Origin of the sequence: Neorhizobium galegae, from assembly GCF_017877135.1 — a bacterium.
Lineage (GTDB): Bacteria > Pseudomonadota > Alphaproteobacteria > Rhizobiales > Rhizobiaceae > Neorhizobium > Neorhizobium galegae_A.
Window position 1 is genome coordinate 475,486 of the sequence record NZ_JAGIPH010000004.1, and the last position, 13,683, is coordinate 489,168.

At 61.8% G+C, this 13,683-nt stretch carries 12 protein-coding genes; 8 read left to right on the forward strand and 4 right to left on the reverse strand.

Annotated features, from left to right (window positions below; genetic code table 11):
* Positions 1–315: 315 nt before the first annotated feature.
* The 4 genes from J2858_RS15130 (at position 316) to J2858_RS15145 (ending at position 5,688) form a co-directional block, all read left to right on the forward strand.
* Positions 316–2,217 (forward strand): potassium/proton antiporter, encoded by a 1,902-nt coding sequence (locus J2858_RS15130; RefSeq protein WP_210105623.1) that lies wholly within the window; start codon positions 316–318, stop codon positions 2,215–2,217.
* A gap of 85 nt (positions 2,218–2,302) precedes the next feature.
* Positions 2,303–3,505 (forward strand): phosphoglycerate kinase, encoded by a 1,203-nt coding sequence (locus J2858_RS15135; RefSeq protein WP_210105624.1) that lies wholly within the window; start codon positions 2,303–2,305, stop codon positions 3,503–3,505.
* Between the two features lie 218 nt (positions 3,506–3,723).
* Entirely contained in the window at positions 3,724–4,620 is an 897-nt protein-coding gene (locus tag J2858_RS15140; protein WP_210105625.1) for a fructose bisphosphate aldolase, read from the forward strand.
* 150 nt (positions 4,621–4,770) lie between these two features.
* Entirely contained in the window at positions 4,771–5,688 is a 918-nt protein-coding gene (locus J2858_RS15145; protein ID WP_210105626.1) for a PhzF family phenazine biosynthesis protein, read from the forward strand.
* Between the two features lie 18 nt (positions 5,689–5,706).
* Here J2858_RS15145 and J2858_RS15150 read toward each other — a convergent pair whose 3' ends face one another.
* Complete coding sequence (locus J2858_RS15150) at positions 5,707–7,077, reverse strand: FAD/NAD(P)-binding protein (protein ID WP_210105627.1); 1,371 nt, start codon at positions 7,075–7,077, stop codon at positions 5,707–5,709.
* Between the two features lie 138 nt (positions 7,078–7,215).
* Entirely contained in the window at positions 7,216–7,377 is a 162-nt protein-coding gene (locus J2858_RS15155) for a hypothetical protein (protein WP_210105628.1), read from the reverse strand.
* A gap of 249 nt (positions 7,378–7,626) precedes the next feature.
* Here J2858_RS15155 and J2858_RS15160 point away from each other — a divergent pair, with 249 nt between their 5' ends.
* Together J2858_RS15160 and J2858_RS15165 are read left to right on the forward strand one after the other, a co-directional pair.
* Entirely contained in the window at positions 7,627–8,883 is a 1,257-nt protein-coding gene (locus tag J2858_RS15160) for an MFS transporter (RefSeq protein WP_210105629.1), read from the forward strand.
* A gap of 137 nt (positions 8,884–9,020) precedes the next feature.
* On the forward strand, positions 9,021–9,872 hold the full coding sequence (locus J2858_RS15165; RefSeq protein WP_210105630.1) for an MBL fold metallo-hydrolase: 852 nt from the start codon (positions 9,021–9,023) through the stop codon (positions 9,870–9,872).
* Between the two features lie 68 nt (positions 9,873–9,940).
* Here the strand turns inward: J2858_RS15165 and J2858_RS15170 are convergent, their stop codons facing one another.
* The gene (locus tag J2858_RS15170; protein WP_210105631.1) at positions 9,941–10,444 is read right to left on the reverse strand and encodes a pyridoxamine 5'-phosphate oxidase family protein; all 504 of its coding nucleotides are present in this window, start codon (positions 10,442–10,444) and stop codon (positions 9,941–9,943) included.
* 170 nt (positions 10,445–10,614) lie between these two features.
* Here J2858_RS15170 and J2858_RS15175 point away from each other — a divergent pair, with 170 nt between their 5' ends.
* A complete protein-coding gene (locus J2858_RS15175; protein ID WP_210105632.1) occupies positions 10,615–11,361 on the forward strand; it encodes a YebC/PmpR family DNA-binding transcriptional regulator in 747 nt (248 codons plus the stop codon).
* Positions 11,362–11,433: 72 nt separating this feature from the next.
* On the opposite strand, the gene J2858_RS15180 is transcribed toward J2858_RS15175, so the two are convergent.
* Positions 11,434–12,288, reverse strand: coding sequence for a phage tail protein (locus J2858_RS15180; protein ID WP_210105633.1), 855 nt, complete (start codon positions 12,286–12,288; stop codon positions 11,434–11,436).
* Positions 12,289–13,270: 982 nt separating this feature from the next.
* Between J2858_RS15180 and J2858_RS15185 the strand changes: the two genes are divergently transcribed.
* Positions 13,271–13,683: cadherin-like beta sandwich domain-containing protein (locus tag J2858_RS15185; RefSeq protein ID WP_210105634.1), on the forward strand; the 413-nt coding region annotated here is incomplete at its 3' end.

Below are 13,683 nucleotides of genomic sequence, written 5' to 3' on the forward strand. Positions count from 1 at the left end.
GGTGAGCGGGGGGAGGGGCTCCCGCGTTCCGGCAGGCGGTTGCGCTTACATCCCATGGTGGCAAGAAAACCCGGCAGAGCCCGAGCTTTTTGGCGCTTCGCCCTTCTCTTGCCGGATTTGCTGATGCCTAATTGGCCATTGCCTGATTCCTTACGGCGCAAGTCGGACCAGCATTCTTTTTTACCTTCGCCCCTTTGCTTTGGGGCGGTGACGCGGCGCGAAGACGCAAAAGCCGTGCACGGGATTATTGCGACCGAAGACAAGCGTTGAGGCGGAAGGCGCGGCAAAAGACGGAGCGGAAAGGGGACTTTAGCCTTGGAGGCCTTTTATATCATCCTGCTGGTGGCAACGGTTCTGGTGCTGGCGGCCGCCTTTTCCAGCCTTCTTGCCTTCCGGTTCGGCGCTCCGCTGCTGCTTGTCTTCCTGCTGATCGGGCTTGTCGCCGGTGTCGATGGCATCGGCATCGAGTTCAGCAATTACCCCGTGGCCTATATGATGGGGTCGCTGGCGCTCGCCGTCATCCTGTTCGACAGCGGTTTCGGCACCTCGCTGCATGCCTTTCGCATTGCAGCCGTTCCCGCCATCACCATGGCCTCGCTCGGGGTGGTGCTGACGGCCTCCATCTTCGCCTTTGCCGCCTCGCTGTTTCTGGGAATGAGCTGGCTGGAAGGCCTGCTGCTCGGCTCCATCGTTGCCTCCACGGATGCCGCGGCCGTGTTCTTCCTTCTGCGCATCGGCGGTATCCATATCCGCGACAAGGTGCGCTCATCGCTCGAGGTGGAATCGGGCACAAACGACCCGATGGCGGTGTTCCTGACGATCGCGCTGGTGGAACTCATCAGCAGCGGCCACGGCGCCTCCGGCTTCAACCTCGATCTGCTGACCATGTTCGTCAAGCAGATGGGCCTCGGCGGCGCGCTCGGTCTTCTCGGCGGCATCATGATCGTCGCGGTACTGAACCGCCTGCCGGTCGACCGGGGGCTGGCTCCCATCTTCGTTCTGGCGCTGTCGCTTCTGGTCTTCTCCTTCACCGGCGCGGTCGGCGGCAGCGGCTTTCTCGCCGTCTATGTCGCCGGCATTTTTGCTGGAAACCGCAAGATCTTTGCCAAGGAGGCGATCACCCGTTTCCAGGACGGGCTGACCTGGCTTGCCCAGATCATCATGTTCCTGCTGCTCGGACTGCTTGCCACGCCCTCGCAGTTTCCGGCGATCCTCCTGCCGGCGATCGGCCTTGCGCTCTTCCTCATTTTCGTCGCCCGTCCGATTGCCGTGTGGCTGAGCCTTCTGCCCTTCGACTTCACCCAGCAGGAAATCGGCTTTGTCGCCTGGGTCGGGCTGCGTGGCGCCGTCTCTATCCTGCTCGGCATCATGCCGATCCTTGGCGGCATCGATGCGGGCCATGTCTATTTCAACACCGCCTTCATCATCGTGCTGGTGTCGCTTCTGGTTCAGGGCTGGACGATCAAGCCCGTGGCCGAACGGCTTGGCCTCATCATTCCGCCGCGGCTCGGTGAAGTGGACAAGGTGGAACTCGACCTGCCGGGCCGCGCCACCCACGAGCTGATTTCCTACCGCGTCATCAAGGACAGCCCCGTTCTGCGCGGCGAACGCATTCCGCGCTGGGCAACGCCGTCTCTCGTGGTGCGCGACGGACGCAGCATGCGCTATCAATATGCCGGGCGTCTGCGCGAAAACGATTACGTCTATCTCTTCATCGCGCCGGGCTATTCGCGCCTCCTCGACCGGCTGTTCGCCAGCCGTGCGCCGGTCGATGAAGACGATGCCGATTTCTTCGGCGCCTTTGCCATTTCCGCAAGCCGGCCCTCGCGGGAGCTCGATGCCGCCTATGGTCCGGGTCTCCTCACCGTTGCCGAACAGGCCATGACCATCGGCGATCTCATGACCTATCGTCTCGGCGGCAATGCGGAATATGCCGACCGCGTGCGCCTCGGCTCGATCATCCTGATCGTGCGAGATCTCGACGAGAGCGATCATATTCGTTCGGTCGGCATTTCGCTTGAACCGGTGGAGCCGGCCATCTCGCTGCCGATCTTCATCAACATGCGCGAAATCGCCCACCGGGTGCGCGACACCTTGCGCCGCTACCGGGGAAAGCCGACACCGGCCGCAACCGTTGCGCCTGCCTTGGCGATGGCCCCGGCGACACCGGAAACGGATCTCCCGCCGCCGGCAGGACCGGGTGAAAATCAGCCCTGATCGCCCCCTGTCCCGGCTTGCGTCGCCGGTCAGGTGGGGTATGGTCCGCATCGAAATGACAACCCTTCAAGATTGGATGCAGACCATGGCGGCTTTCAAGACCCTCGACGACCTTTCCGATATTGCCGGCAAGCGCATTCTCGTGCGTGTCGATCTCAACGTGCCCGTCTCCGATGGCAAGGTCAGCGACGTGACGCGCATCGAGCGCGTGGCGCCGACCATTCTGGAACTGTCGCGCAAGGGCGCCAAGGTCATCCTGCTGGCCCATTTCGGTCGTCCGAAGGGCGCAGCCGTCGCCGACATGTCGCTGAAGCTGATTGCACCCGCCGTCGAGGCCGTGCTTGACCATGCCGTGCTCTTTGCCGCCGACTGCATCGGACCGGCTGCCGCCGACGCCGTGGCCGGCATGGCCGATGGCGATATCCTGCTTCTGGAAAACACCCGTTTTCACGCCGGCGAGGAAAAGAACGATCCGGCCTTCACGAAGGCGCTCGCAGAAAACGGCGACATCTACATCAACGACGCCTTTTCCGCTGCCCACCGGGCGCATTCCTCGACGGAAGGTCTCGCCCATCTTCTGCCGGCCTATGCCGGGCGCACCATGCAGCAGGAACTGGAAGCGCTGGAAAAGGGGCTCGGCAATCCGGCGCGTCCGGTGGTGGCCATCGTCGGTGGTGCCAAGGTATCGACCAAGATCGATCTCCTGATGAACCTCGTAAAGCGCGTCGATGCGCTGGTCATCGGCGGCGGCATGGCCAACACCTTCATCGCCGCCCGCGGCACGAATGTCGGCAAGTCGCTCTGCGAGCATGATCTGGCAGACCTTGCCAAGAAGATCATGATCGAGGCGGCAGAGGCCAAGTGCGCCATCGTGCTGCCGGTCGACGGCGTCGTCGCCCGCGAATTCAAGGCCGGTGCCGCCCATGAAGTGGTTGATATCGAGGCCATCCCGGCCGATGCCATGGTGCTGGACGTCGGTCCGAAATCCATCGAGGTGATCGGCGGCTGGATCGAGAAGGCGCAGACGCTCGTCTGGAACGGCCCGCTCGGCGCGTTTGAAATCGAGCCTTTCGACGCTGCAACCGTGGCCGCAGCAAAGCTTGCCGCGGCCGAGACGAAAGCCGGCAAGCTGGTGTCCGTAGCCGGCGGCGGCGATACTGTTTCGGCGCTCAACCATGCCGGCGTCGCCGATGATTTCTCCTATGTCTCGACGGCGGGCGGCGCCTTCCTCGAATGGATGGAAGGCAAGGAACTGCCGGGCGTTGCCGTTCTGCAGAAGGGCGCTTAAGGCGCGACGCTTTAGCGCAGGCGGCGGCTTTTCCAAGTCCGCCGCCTGTCGATGCGAACAACTTTAAATTAATTTAGATATTTTAAACGATTGAAATAATTTCAATCGTTTCAAGCCTTAAGCGTAGGATTTCCCTCAAAAAAAACTTCTGTTATCCGCGAATGGTATTGAGAAATACGAACGCGTTGTGCACCGACTTAAGGGACAGGAGTGTAAGCATGGGGTACGCCAAGATGTTGGACAGGATGACGTCCGCGCCCGGATTTATCGCGGCGCTGGATCAGAGCGGTGGTTCAACACCCGGAGCCTTGCGTCTCTACGGCGTGTCCGAGACGGACTATTCCAGCGAAGAAGACATGTTCCGCCTGATGCACGCCATGCGCGTGCGCATCATGACGGCGCCGGCCTTTTCGAGTGACAAGGTCATCGGCGCCATCCTGTTCGAGCGCACGATGGACGGCGATGTCGATGGCGAGCCTGTGCCGACCTATCTCTGGCAAAAGCGGGGTGTCGTGCCCTTCCTCAAGGTCGACAAGGGCCTCAACGCGGAAGAAAACGGCGTTCAGACGATGAAGCCGATGCCGGATCTCGACGCTCTCCTCATTCGCGGCCGCGAAAAGGGGATTTTCGGCACCAAGATGCGCTCGGTGATCGCCCATGCCGACAAGACAGGCATCGCAGCGGTCGTGAAGCAGCAGTTCGACGTGGCCCGCCAGATCATCGCGCAGGGCCTGATGCCGATCATCGAGCCGGAAGTCTTGATCAAGAGCCCGACCAAGGCGGAGGCCGAAGCCATCCTGCGCGACGAGATTATCGCGGAACTCGACAAGCTACCGGCAGGCGTCACCGTCATGCTGAAGCTGACGATTCCGACGGTTGCCGATTTCTATGCGCCGCTCGTCGCCCACCCGGCGGTCGTGCGCCTCGTTGCCCTCTCGGGCGGCTACAGCACGGCAGATGCCTGCGAGAAGCTGACACACAATCACGGCATGATCGCCAGCTTTTCACGCGGCCTGACCGAGGGGCTGCGCGTGTCGATGAGCGACGAGGAGTTCAATACGAGCCTCGGCGCAACCATCGACCAGATCTACGGCGCAAGCGTCAACAAGGTCTGATTCCTCGTCTTTCTGGAGGAGGAGAAGGGTCGCCCTCTAAAAGGGGCGGCCCTTCACATTTTCTGATGGCTTTCGTCAAAAGCTTTGGCTGGTGGCGCAGGAGCGCCTGCGCTAGCCATGCCTTCCCAAAAAGACACCGGAGAGGCAGGTATGGGCAAGGCAGCGTTTGTGACCGTTGACGTTTTCACGCAGGAGCGGTTCAGCGGTAATCCGCTGGCGGTGTTTCCCGATGCGCGCGGCATCAGCGACGACGCCATGCAGAAGATCGCCGCCGAGTTCGGCTATTCGGAAATCACCTTCGTGCTGCCGCCGCAGGATCCGGCTCATGATGCGCGGGTGCGCATCTTTACCCCCACCGCCGAAATTCCCTTTGCCGGCCATCCGAATGTCGGCACGGCCTTCGTTCTCGGGCAGGAGAGCCACCTGTTCGGCCGCGCCATCGGCGATGTGCTGCGGTTCGAGGAGAAGGCGGGTCTGGTCGAGGTGGTGCTCGAGCGCGAGGAGGCCGCCGTGGTGGGCGCCACCATCCGTGCGCCGCAGCCGCTGACTGTCGGTGAGATGGTTCCACCAGAGATCATTCTTTCCTGCGCTAGTCTGCCGGATGGAGCCGTGCGGGTTGACAGTCATCCGCCGCGCGTCGTCTCGGTCGGCCTACCGTTTGTCGTGGCGGAGTTGAGCGATCTGGCAAGTCTTGCCCGTGCCCGGCCGAACCTTGCGGCCTTTGGCGATGCGGCCAAAAGCCACGGACCGTCGCCGCATGATTTTTCGCTGTTTCTCTACGTGCGCGACAGCGCCGATCCCTGGCATCTGCGCGCCCGCATGTTTGCCCCGCTCGACAATGTGCTTGAGGACCCGGCCACCGGCAGCGCGTCCGGCGCCCTCTCGGCCTTTCTCGCCGATCTCGACAGTGCGCCGGATGGTGCGTTTCACCTCACCATCGAACAGGGCGTCGAGATGGGACGCCGCAGCCTGATTGCGGTCACGGTCGACAAACTGGCCGGGGCTGTTCAGGAGGTGCGCATCGGCGGGCGCTGCGTCAGCGTCATGGAAGGGCATATCAGCGTTTGACGTGCATCTGCGGTGAGATTATGCCGGCGCCATCTCCAGCGCCCCGCAGATATCGCGGGCAACGGCATGCGCCTGCACGCGAATATCCGGCACGGCGGTGATTTCCCAGAATCGGCCGGCCGTCAGCGCGCCCACCACATAGATGTGGCGATGCGTCTCGCCGTTCCTGGCGATGAGCTGCGACTGGCCGTTGACGACGATGCCGAGGCCCAGCGGGTCGCCCTGCAGCTGGCCACGCCCGGCCATGGCCTGCAGCAGCGGTGAATGGCGAATGCCGGCCCGTTCCATGCCGGTACAGTTGACCACCCAGTCCACCGTCAGCCGCTCGATCGTGCTGGTTGCCCGTTTGCGATAGGAGAGCGTGACGCCCGGATCGGTGGCCTCGATGCGGTTCAGGTAGCCCGCATGCACGCAGATTTTCTGCTGCGCCACGAGTTCCTTCAGGCTTTCGCCGACATCGGGCGCCAGCCGGTGCCGGTGGACGGTCCACCAGGCAAGCCCATGGCGCAGGAAGCGCGCCTTCTGTGCCTCGTCCAGCTCCTGCCAGAGGCGCTGCGTGTGGGGCCGCAGCCCGTCCATCACCGCCCGCCAGGGGGCTCCCTCGCGCACCTTCCGGCGCAGATGGGCAAGCAGCGCACTGAGCCGCCGGTCGCCGTGCGGAAGGTCCGGCGGCACGGCGGCCGCATGATGAACCTCGTGGGCATGCGGCAGAAGCCCGCGCCGTGACAGCACATGGATCTGGCCGCGATGACCGGTCGCCCGAAGCGCCAGAACCTGGTCCACCATGGTGAGGCCAGAGCCCAGCATGCAGACGCGGTCATGGCGCCCGACCTTCGACAGCCAGCTCAGCCGCCAGGGATTTTCCACGATGGCGGCCCGCGTTGATGGCGCAATCGCATCACCGGGCAGCGGCAAGGGGGCGGCCCCCACGCCAAGACACAGGACCGTCGCCTTCACCGCCAGCCCGTCGCCATTGTCGAGCCGGATCAGCGTGGTTTCGGGGCCGATATCCAGACAGCCCACCGCCTTTGCCTTGATGAAATCCACCTTGGCGCGGCTGTCGCGTTCGCGCAAAAGTGCGGCCAGCCGATCGCGCAGGTAAAGCCCGAAATCGCTGCGCGGGGCAAAATCATGTCCCCCGATCGCGCGGTCGTGGTCGTGAAGCCAAGTCAGAAAATCATCGGGCGCTTCCGGGTCGATCGACATGCGTGCGGCCGGCACGTTGAGGCGGTGCAGGTGGAACTCGCTGCGATAGGCCGTGCCGCGTCCAAACCCCGGATCGTCTCCGACCACGGCAATGCGGGCGGATGCCGGCAGCTGCCGCATCAGGTTGATGGTGACTGCGATGGCCGAAAATCCGGCCCCGACGACGGCGACATCATACTTCATGCGCGCTCCAGTTTGTCCGCCGGTTACGAGAACCGGGCGGTTCCTTTGCCAAGTGGCCAATCTCTATCCATCCGGTAGAGATTTCAAGGCCGCTGGGGCGCAAAAAATCCGGCGCCTTTGCAGGCAGGGTCATTGGGCTCAGGTGAAATCGCGCAGGAGAAGCGCTGCCGCCCACAGAACGAAGGCGAGAATGGCGATCTTCCAGAAATCGCTCCGGCGTTTCAGGAACGGCAGGCCAAGCGGCTTGATGAGATGGACGATCATGGCGAGCAGAAGCAGGAGGCCGATCAGTTTCGTCATGATTTTCTCAAAGCTTATGCTCGGTCAGCCACAGGCTGGACATTTTTGGTCTGCACCACAGATAGGCCCGGGGAGAGAGATTCGATACCAGTTCTTTCATGATTGGATGCCGGCTCGCTGTCCCTTCAGCCGTCAACCGTCGTTTTGTGCGGCAATTTGCCGTTTACGCACGTTTGGCACTGCAAGTTTAACCATTGCCGTGCTTTTCTGCAGGGCAGAACCTGAACCGAACGCCAGCGGTCCGTCTCGATGCCACGCAATATCCTGCCTGTTCTCAGTCTCCTCATCGGTACGCTTTTTCTGTTCCTCGGCAATGGCCTGCAGGGGCTTCTGCTGCCCGTGCGCGGCACGCATGAGGGATATACAAACGAGGTGCTGGGTCTCCTCGGCACGACCTGGGCGGGTGGCTTCGTGCTCGGCTGCTTCATTGCGCCGCAACTGGTGCGCCGGATCGGCCATGTCAGGGCCTTTTCCGGCTTTGGGGCGATCATCTGCCTGAATGTTCTGGTCACCGGAATGTTCGTCCATGACGCTGCCTGGCTGACCCTTCGCGCCGTCACGGGTTTTTGCACGGCCGGCACCTCGATGATCATCGAGAGCTGGCTCAACGAACGCGCCACCAATGAGAGCCGCGGCGCGATCTTCTCGCTCTATATTTCGATCACCCTGTTGGGCGTGGTCGGCGGGCAGTTGATGGTCGGCGTGGCGGATGTCACGACGCCCTTGCTGTTCATGGTCTGCGGCATTCTCTACTGCCTGGCCATCCTGCCGACGACGCTGTCGACGGCGGCGTCTCCGCAGCCGCTGAAACGGGTGAGCCTTGATCTACCGGCGCTGTATCGAAACTCGCCCGTCTCCTTCGTCGGCATTCTGATGATCGGCATTGCCAATGGCGCCTATGGCACGCTGGTGGCCGTGTTTGCCGCGCAGGCCGGCATGCACCAGTCCACGATTGCCATCATGGTCAGCACCACGATCTTTGCCGGGGCCATCATGCAGTTTCCGGCGGGCCGCCTGTCGGACCGCATGGACCGCCGCTTCGTTCTGGCCGGGCTGTCGGGCCTTTCGGCGCTCGCCGGTCTGCTGCTCTTCGTCCTTCAGCCGATGAATGTCTATGTCATCATCGTGCTGGTGGCGATCTATGGCGCGGCTGCCAACGCGCTCTATCCGATTGCCGTTGCCCATGCCAATGACTTTGCCTCTTCGGAGGATTTCGTGAAGGTCTCGGGCGGTCTGCTGCTGCTCTTCGGCATCGGCACGATCATCGGCCCGACGCTTGGCGGCCCGGTGATGACCCATTTCGGCCCGCACGCGCTGTTTGCCGTCACCGCCTGCGCCCATATCGCCGTGGTCGCCCATGCCATTTTCCGCAGCCGGATGCGGGCAGCGCTGCCGCGTACGGAAAAGGACAATTACGCCACGGCCCCTGCCGCCAATGCGCCGCTTGCCACGCCGGAAAGCCTGATGCTCGACCCGCGTGCGCCGGCCGACGGCGAGGCCCGCTGACCCTTTTCCGCCCGCGCTACCTGAATAGGTGGAAGGTCCTGCAATGACGCCATTGTGAGCCGTCATCGCAACTTCCGGCTTTACGGCCTCCGCGTCCTGCCGCATCCTTTCCGAACGGGTCCGGACAAGGGAGTGGCATGATGCTGCGGACTGTCGCATTCGTTCTTCTGGCTGCAACGATCCAACTGGGCGAGGCAAAAGCTCAGGCGGTCATCCCTTCGCCGTCGCCCCCCTCGCGGACGCAGCCGGCCAGCCAGTGCCAGGCCATCGCGCAAGCTGTTCCAAGGGCGACCTTTGCCAGTGTCAGCCCGGTCGAGATGGCGCAGGCGCGCGTCGGCCGTGAAGAGGTCAAAATCACCTTCATCGGTCATTCCACCTATCAGATCGAAAGCCCGGACGGGGTGGTGATCGCTACGGATTTCAGCGGCTATCACACGCCCAAGGCAAAGCCTGACGTGGTGACGATGAACAAGGCGCATTCGACCCATTTCACCCTCTCTCCCGATCCCGCCATCGCCCATGTCCTTCATGGCTGGAGCGACGTGCCGGGGGAAAGGGCCGAGCATCATGTGACGGTCGCCGACAGCTATATCCGCAATGTCACGACCGATATCCGCGGCTATGGCGGGTTTGAGGAAAACGGCAATTCGATCTTCATCTTCGAAATAGCAGGCCTCTGCATCGGGCATCTCGGCCATCTGCATCATGAGCTGACGGACACCCATTATGCCGAGATCGGCCGTCTCGATGTGCTGATGGTTCCGACCGATGGCGGACTGACCATGGGGGCGGACAGCATGAGCCGCGTCGTGCAGCGCCTGCGCTCCTCGCTGATCCTGCCGATGCATCGCGGCGGGCCGTCGCTCGACCGGTTCCTGGCGATGTTCGACAGCCGATATGACATCGTCTACGCGGAAAGCCCGACACTTACCGTGTCCCTGCGCAGCCTGCCGCGCAAGCCGCGGATCGTGGTGCCTGCGGGGCTGTAACGAAAGCGCCGCGCATCCCTTTTTCGGACACGCGGCGCATCGATCGCCTCAGGAGGGCTTATGCAGCGTCAGGCGAAGGTCAGGTGCTGCTTGACGCCGACATCCGGCATTTTCTCGTCGTTGAGGTTGGCCTTGGCGATTTCCCAGCCGAATTTCAGGCTGCTGTCCGTCGAGGCCCAGATTTCTGCATCATCGACGTGAAGCGCAAGCAGGGTCAGCGCCGGATCGTCCTTGCCGTGCTCGTACCAGGCAGCCGTCACCGCGCTCCAGTATTCATCGATCTTTGCGGTATCCTTGCGCACCTCGATCACGCCGGCAAGGCAGGCATGATAATCGTGGTTCTTGCCGACGACGCAGAAATGCGCGCGCGTGCCGGGGCGGATCGCCTTCACGAGATCGGTATCGTTGCGGGTGAAAAACCAGACCGTATTGGTCTTGCGGTCTGCATGCGGGGCCATCGGCTGCATGTGCATGCTGGAGCCTTCGATGCCCAGCATGCCCGCATGAATTGCGTCGATCTCTTCAAAGAGCTGGCGTGCAGGCTGTTCGCGTGCTTCCGTAAGACTTGCCATTGCTGGTCCTTTCCTGATGTGGAGGTCGGGGCAAGAACGTGAGCGGCTGCTCTTTGTTCCGGGCCGGCGCTTGCCCGCCTACACGAGATCGCCCGCTTTTTTCTTGAACATAAGCCGCATTCGTGCCTATAAGCCCGCCATTCCGGACATTTTACGCATGAAGGGGTGCCATGGCTGGCCATTCACAGTTCAAGAACATCATGCACCGCAAGGGCCGTCAGGATTCCATCCGGTCCAAGATGTTCTCCAAGCTCGCACGCGAAATCACCGTTGCTGCAAAGAGCGGTCTGCCCGACCCGAGCATGAACGCCGCGCTGCGTCTGGCGATCCAGAACGCCAAGGCGCAGTCCATGCCGAAGGACAATATCGACCGCGCCATCAAGAAGGCGTCCGGCGCCGATGCCGAAAGCTATGATGCGATCCGCTACGAGGGCTATGGCCCGGGCGGCACGGCGATCATCGTGGAAGCGCTGACCGACAACCGCAACCGCACCGCCTCCAACGTGCGCTCCATCTTCACCAAGGCCGGCGGCGCTCTCGGCGAAACCGGTTCGGTGTCCTTCTCCTTCGATCATGTCGGCGAAATCGTCTACAAGGCATCCGCGGGCGATGCCGATACGGTGATGGAAGCCGCCATCGAGGCCGGTGCCGACGACGTGATCTCCGACGAGGACGGCCACACCATCATCTGCGCCTTCGAAAGCATGGGTGAAGTGTCCAAGGCTCTCGAAGCCGTGCTCGGCGAAGCCCAGACGGTGAAATCCGCCTGGAAGCCGCAGAACACCGTGCCGGTGGACGAGGAAAAGGCCCAGTCGCTGATGAAGCTCATCGACAATCTCGAAGACGATGACGACGTGCAGACGGTCTATTCCAATTTCGAGGTGTCCGACGAGGTCATGGCGAAGCTTTCCGCCTGATCAGCATCGATCGACACGAAGAACGCCGGCCCTGTGACGCAGGGGCCGGCGTTTCTCGCTTGGGCATCAATGTCAGGGCCGCGGCGGATAGAGGCCGTCCGTCACTATGCACATGGTCAGGCCGAGGCCGGGGGACTGGGTGCTGACGGCGGTGGTGGGTGCAACCAGCAAGTTTGGTCCAACCGCAACGGTGCCACCCGTAATCCCGACCGGCACATCGAAAGTGATCTTCGGGCTGCCCGGTGTTCCCGTCAGTTGTACGTCAAGACCACCCAGTTCGGCAGTCCCTGCCACCAGTGCCGCTGGCACGTAGATGGGTGCCTGCGTTGCGCCGGTGGCGGATCCTTGGCCGAGAAATGCACCGTTAACAGCACTCTGCACGCCTTGTGTCTGTTTGGCAATCAGCTTGGCGCTGACCGCAAGCGTCCCGGCCTGAGCCGGCACGTCCACTGTCTTCGTTCCGGAGCCCGTTCCGGTGAATGTCGCGGGATGCGTATGCGGCGACACGGGAACTTGCGTGGGGTTGAGAAAGATTTGCTGCGCACCGACCTTTGCGGCGAGGTTAACAGCAGTATTAAGCCCAGGCCCAGGCCCTGGGCTGGAGCCGATGGGACTGCGCCCGCGCAGGTCGGGAAGGGTGAACATATTAGGATTGGATTGTGTGCCATAACGGTAGCCAAGGATGGAGAACAAGGCCTGGTTCTGGTTTACTTCGACCGTCTGTCCCTTGGCTTCGACATAGCCTCGCGGGCAAAAATCGCCGGCCATGATGCAAATCGACCCGATATAATCCTCCGGTGAACATGCCAGCGCCGGCGATGCCGTCGTCATCGAAAGGACGCCGCCGCTTGCGACAAGGGTCGCCATGGTTCCGGATGCGGCAAGGCCGCGGAGCACGATTTGGCTGAGTGTCTTCACGTTGATCATTACCTTCTCCCTTTTGCTGATGGGCCTGCGCTCAACGCTTCAGCGAAAGCCATGCGGGAATATACACCTAAAAAGTGTATCGTAAACAGGATGCATCAAAAAATAGCGTCTGCAGAACGTAACAACCGGTGTTCCCGGCTGCTGGCCCGCGTGTTGAAGCACGCAAGCGTCCGCGCGGCGCAAGCGTCGGCCGGGTGCCGCCATCGCTGCCGCAAGGGCGATCACACCGTCTGCTCCTCTTCAGGTTGTGTTCCCTTGATGGCGACAGCATCTATTTCAGATTGCAAGTGTGTTGCATTTTTCGCGCAACCAAAAAGTTCTTGGTTGCGGAGGGGGATTTTGCTCGCAGGATTTGAACTGGGAGTTTCTGTCGAAGAAAATTCAATGTAAGAATCGGGTTCTGAAATATATGTCGTGATTTTATTCCTCAAGGATCCTCGATAGGCAGAGATTTGGGATGATTCTATTCTTTGTTTTGCTTCTGCTTGGTGGCGCCGCTTCAGGTGGTCTCCGGCTTGCCGGTCGCTGTCTGAAGGCGCTTTCGGACAATTCGGGGATGGCGATAGCCGGTCTTGTCGCATTTATCGTGGCAACTGGCATGATGACCATGCCTGCCAGAGCGGCTGCGCTGTCGACGGCATGTACGGAGCTCAATGCCGACTGGGGCGGGGCGGGACGAACGCTGGACACGTCCACCTTGTTGGTCGGCACGTTTCACAACGTGCCCGAAGATTACAGTGGTTTCTCAGTGGGGGAGAAGATTTCCTGGACTGTGAGCGGACAGGTGACTTCCAACATTTCCGGTTTGTCTTACATAAACTATTACGCGGGCGATTATTATAATGTCGAATATTACGACAGTTCATATGGTCCCGGTCCCTATGCGACAGCTGGATCCTATACCTTTGACGGAACAATTTCCGATTTCTCACTGGACATCGGCATAAATTATCAGGGGGGATTGGATGTCGCTTCTGTAAGCATGGTTGCTACCTGTTCTCCGGCAGCCCCCGCCTCGACGGATGTGACGCTGTCGGCGCTGTCTCTGTCGTCCGGCACGCTCTCGCCAAGCTTTGCCGCGAGTACGGTCAGCTACACGGCCTCGGTGCCCAATACGACGACGTCGATCACCGTGACGCCGACGGTGACGGACGCCAATGCGACGGTGACGGTGAACAATGTTCCCGTCACCTCCGGCACGGCGTCGGGCTCGATTAGCCTTTCCGTCGGCACCAATACGATCACCACGGTGGTGACGGCCGAAGATGGCAGCACGACGAAGACCTATACGGTGGTGGTGACACGGGCAGCGCCCGCCTCGACGGATGCGACGCTGTCGGCGCTGTCCTTGTCGTCGGGCATCCTCTCGCCAAGCTTTGCCGCGAGTACGGTGAG

Coding starts and splice junctions, on each gene's coding strand:
- J2858_RS15135 (WP_210105624.1), top strand. CDS start 2,303: ATGGCGGCTTTCAAGACCCTCGACGACCTTTCCGATATTGCCGGCAAG.
- J2858_RS15140 (WP_210105625.1), top strand. CDS start 3,724: ATGGGGTACGCCAAGATGTTGGACAGGATGACGTCCGCGCCCGGATTT.
- J2858_RS15145 (WP_210105626.1), top strand. CDS start 4,771: ATGGGCAAGGCAGCGTTTGTGACCGTTGACGTTTTCACGCAGGAGCGG.
- J2858_RS15150 (WP_210105627.1), bottom strand. CDS start 7,077: ATGAAGTATGATGTCGCCGTCGTCGGGGCCGGATTTTCGGCCATCGCA.
- J2858_RS15155 (WP_210105628.1), bottom strand. CDS start 7,377: ATGACGAAACTGATCGGCCTCCTGCTTCTGCTCGCCATGATCGTCCAT.
- J2858_RS15160 (WP_210105629.1), top strand. CDS start 7,627: ATGCCACGCAATATCCTGCCTGTTCTCAGTCTCCTCATCGGTACGCTT.
- J2858_RS15165 (WP_210105630.1), top strand. CDS start 9,021: ATGATGCTGCGGACTGTCGCATTCGTTCTTCTGGCTGCAACGATCCAA.
- J2858_RS15170 (WP_210105631.1), bottom strand. CDS start 10,444: ATGGCAAGTCTTACGGAAGCACGCGAACAGCCTGCACGCCAGCTCTTT.
- J2858_RS15175 (WP_210105632.1), top strand. CDS start 10,615: ATGGCTGGCCATTCACAGTTCAAGAACATCATGCACCGCAAGGGCCGT.
- J2858_RS15180 (WP_210105633.1), bottom strand. CDS start 12,288: ATGATCAACGTGAAGACACTCAGCCAAATCGTGCTCCGCGGCCTTGCC.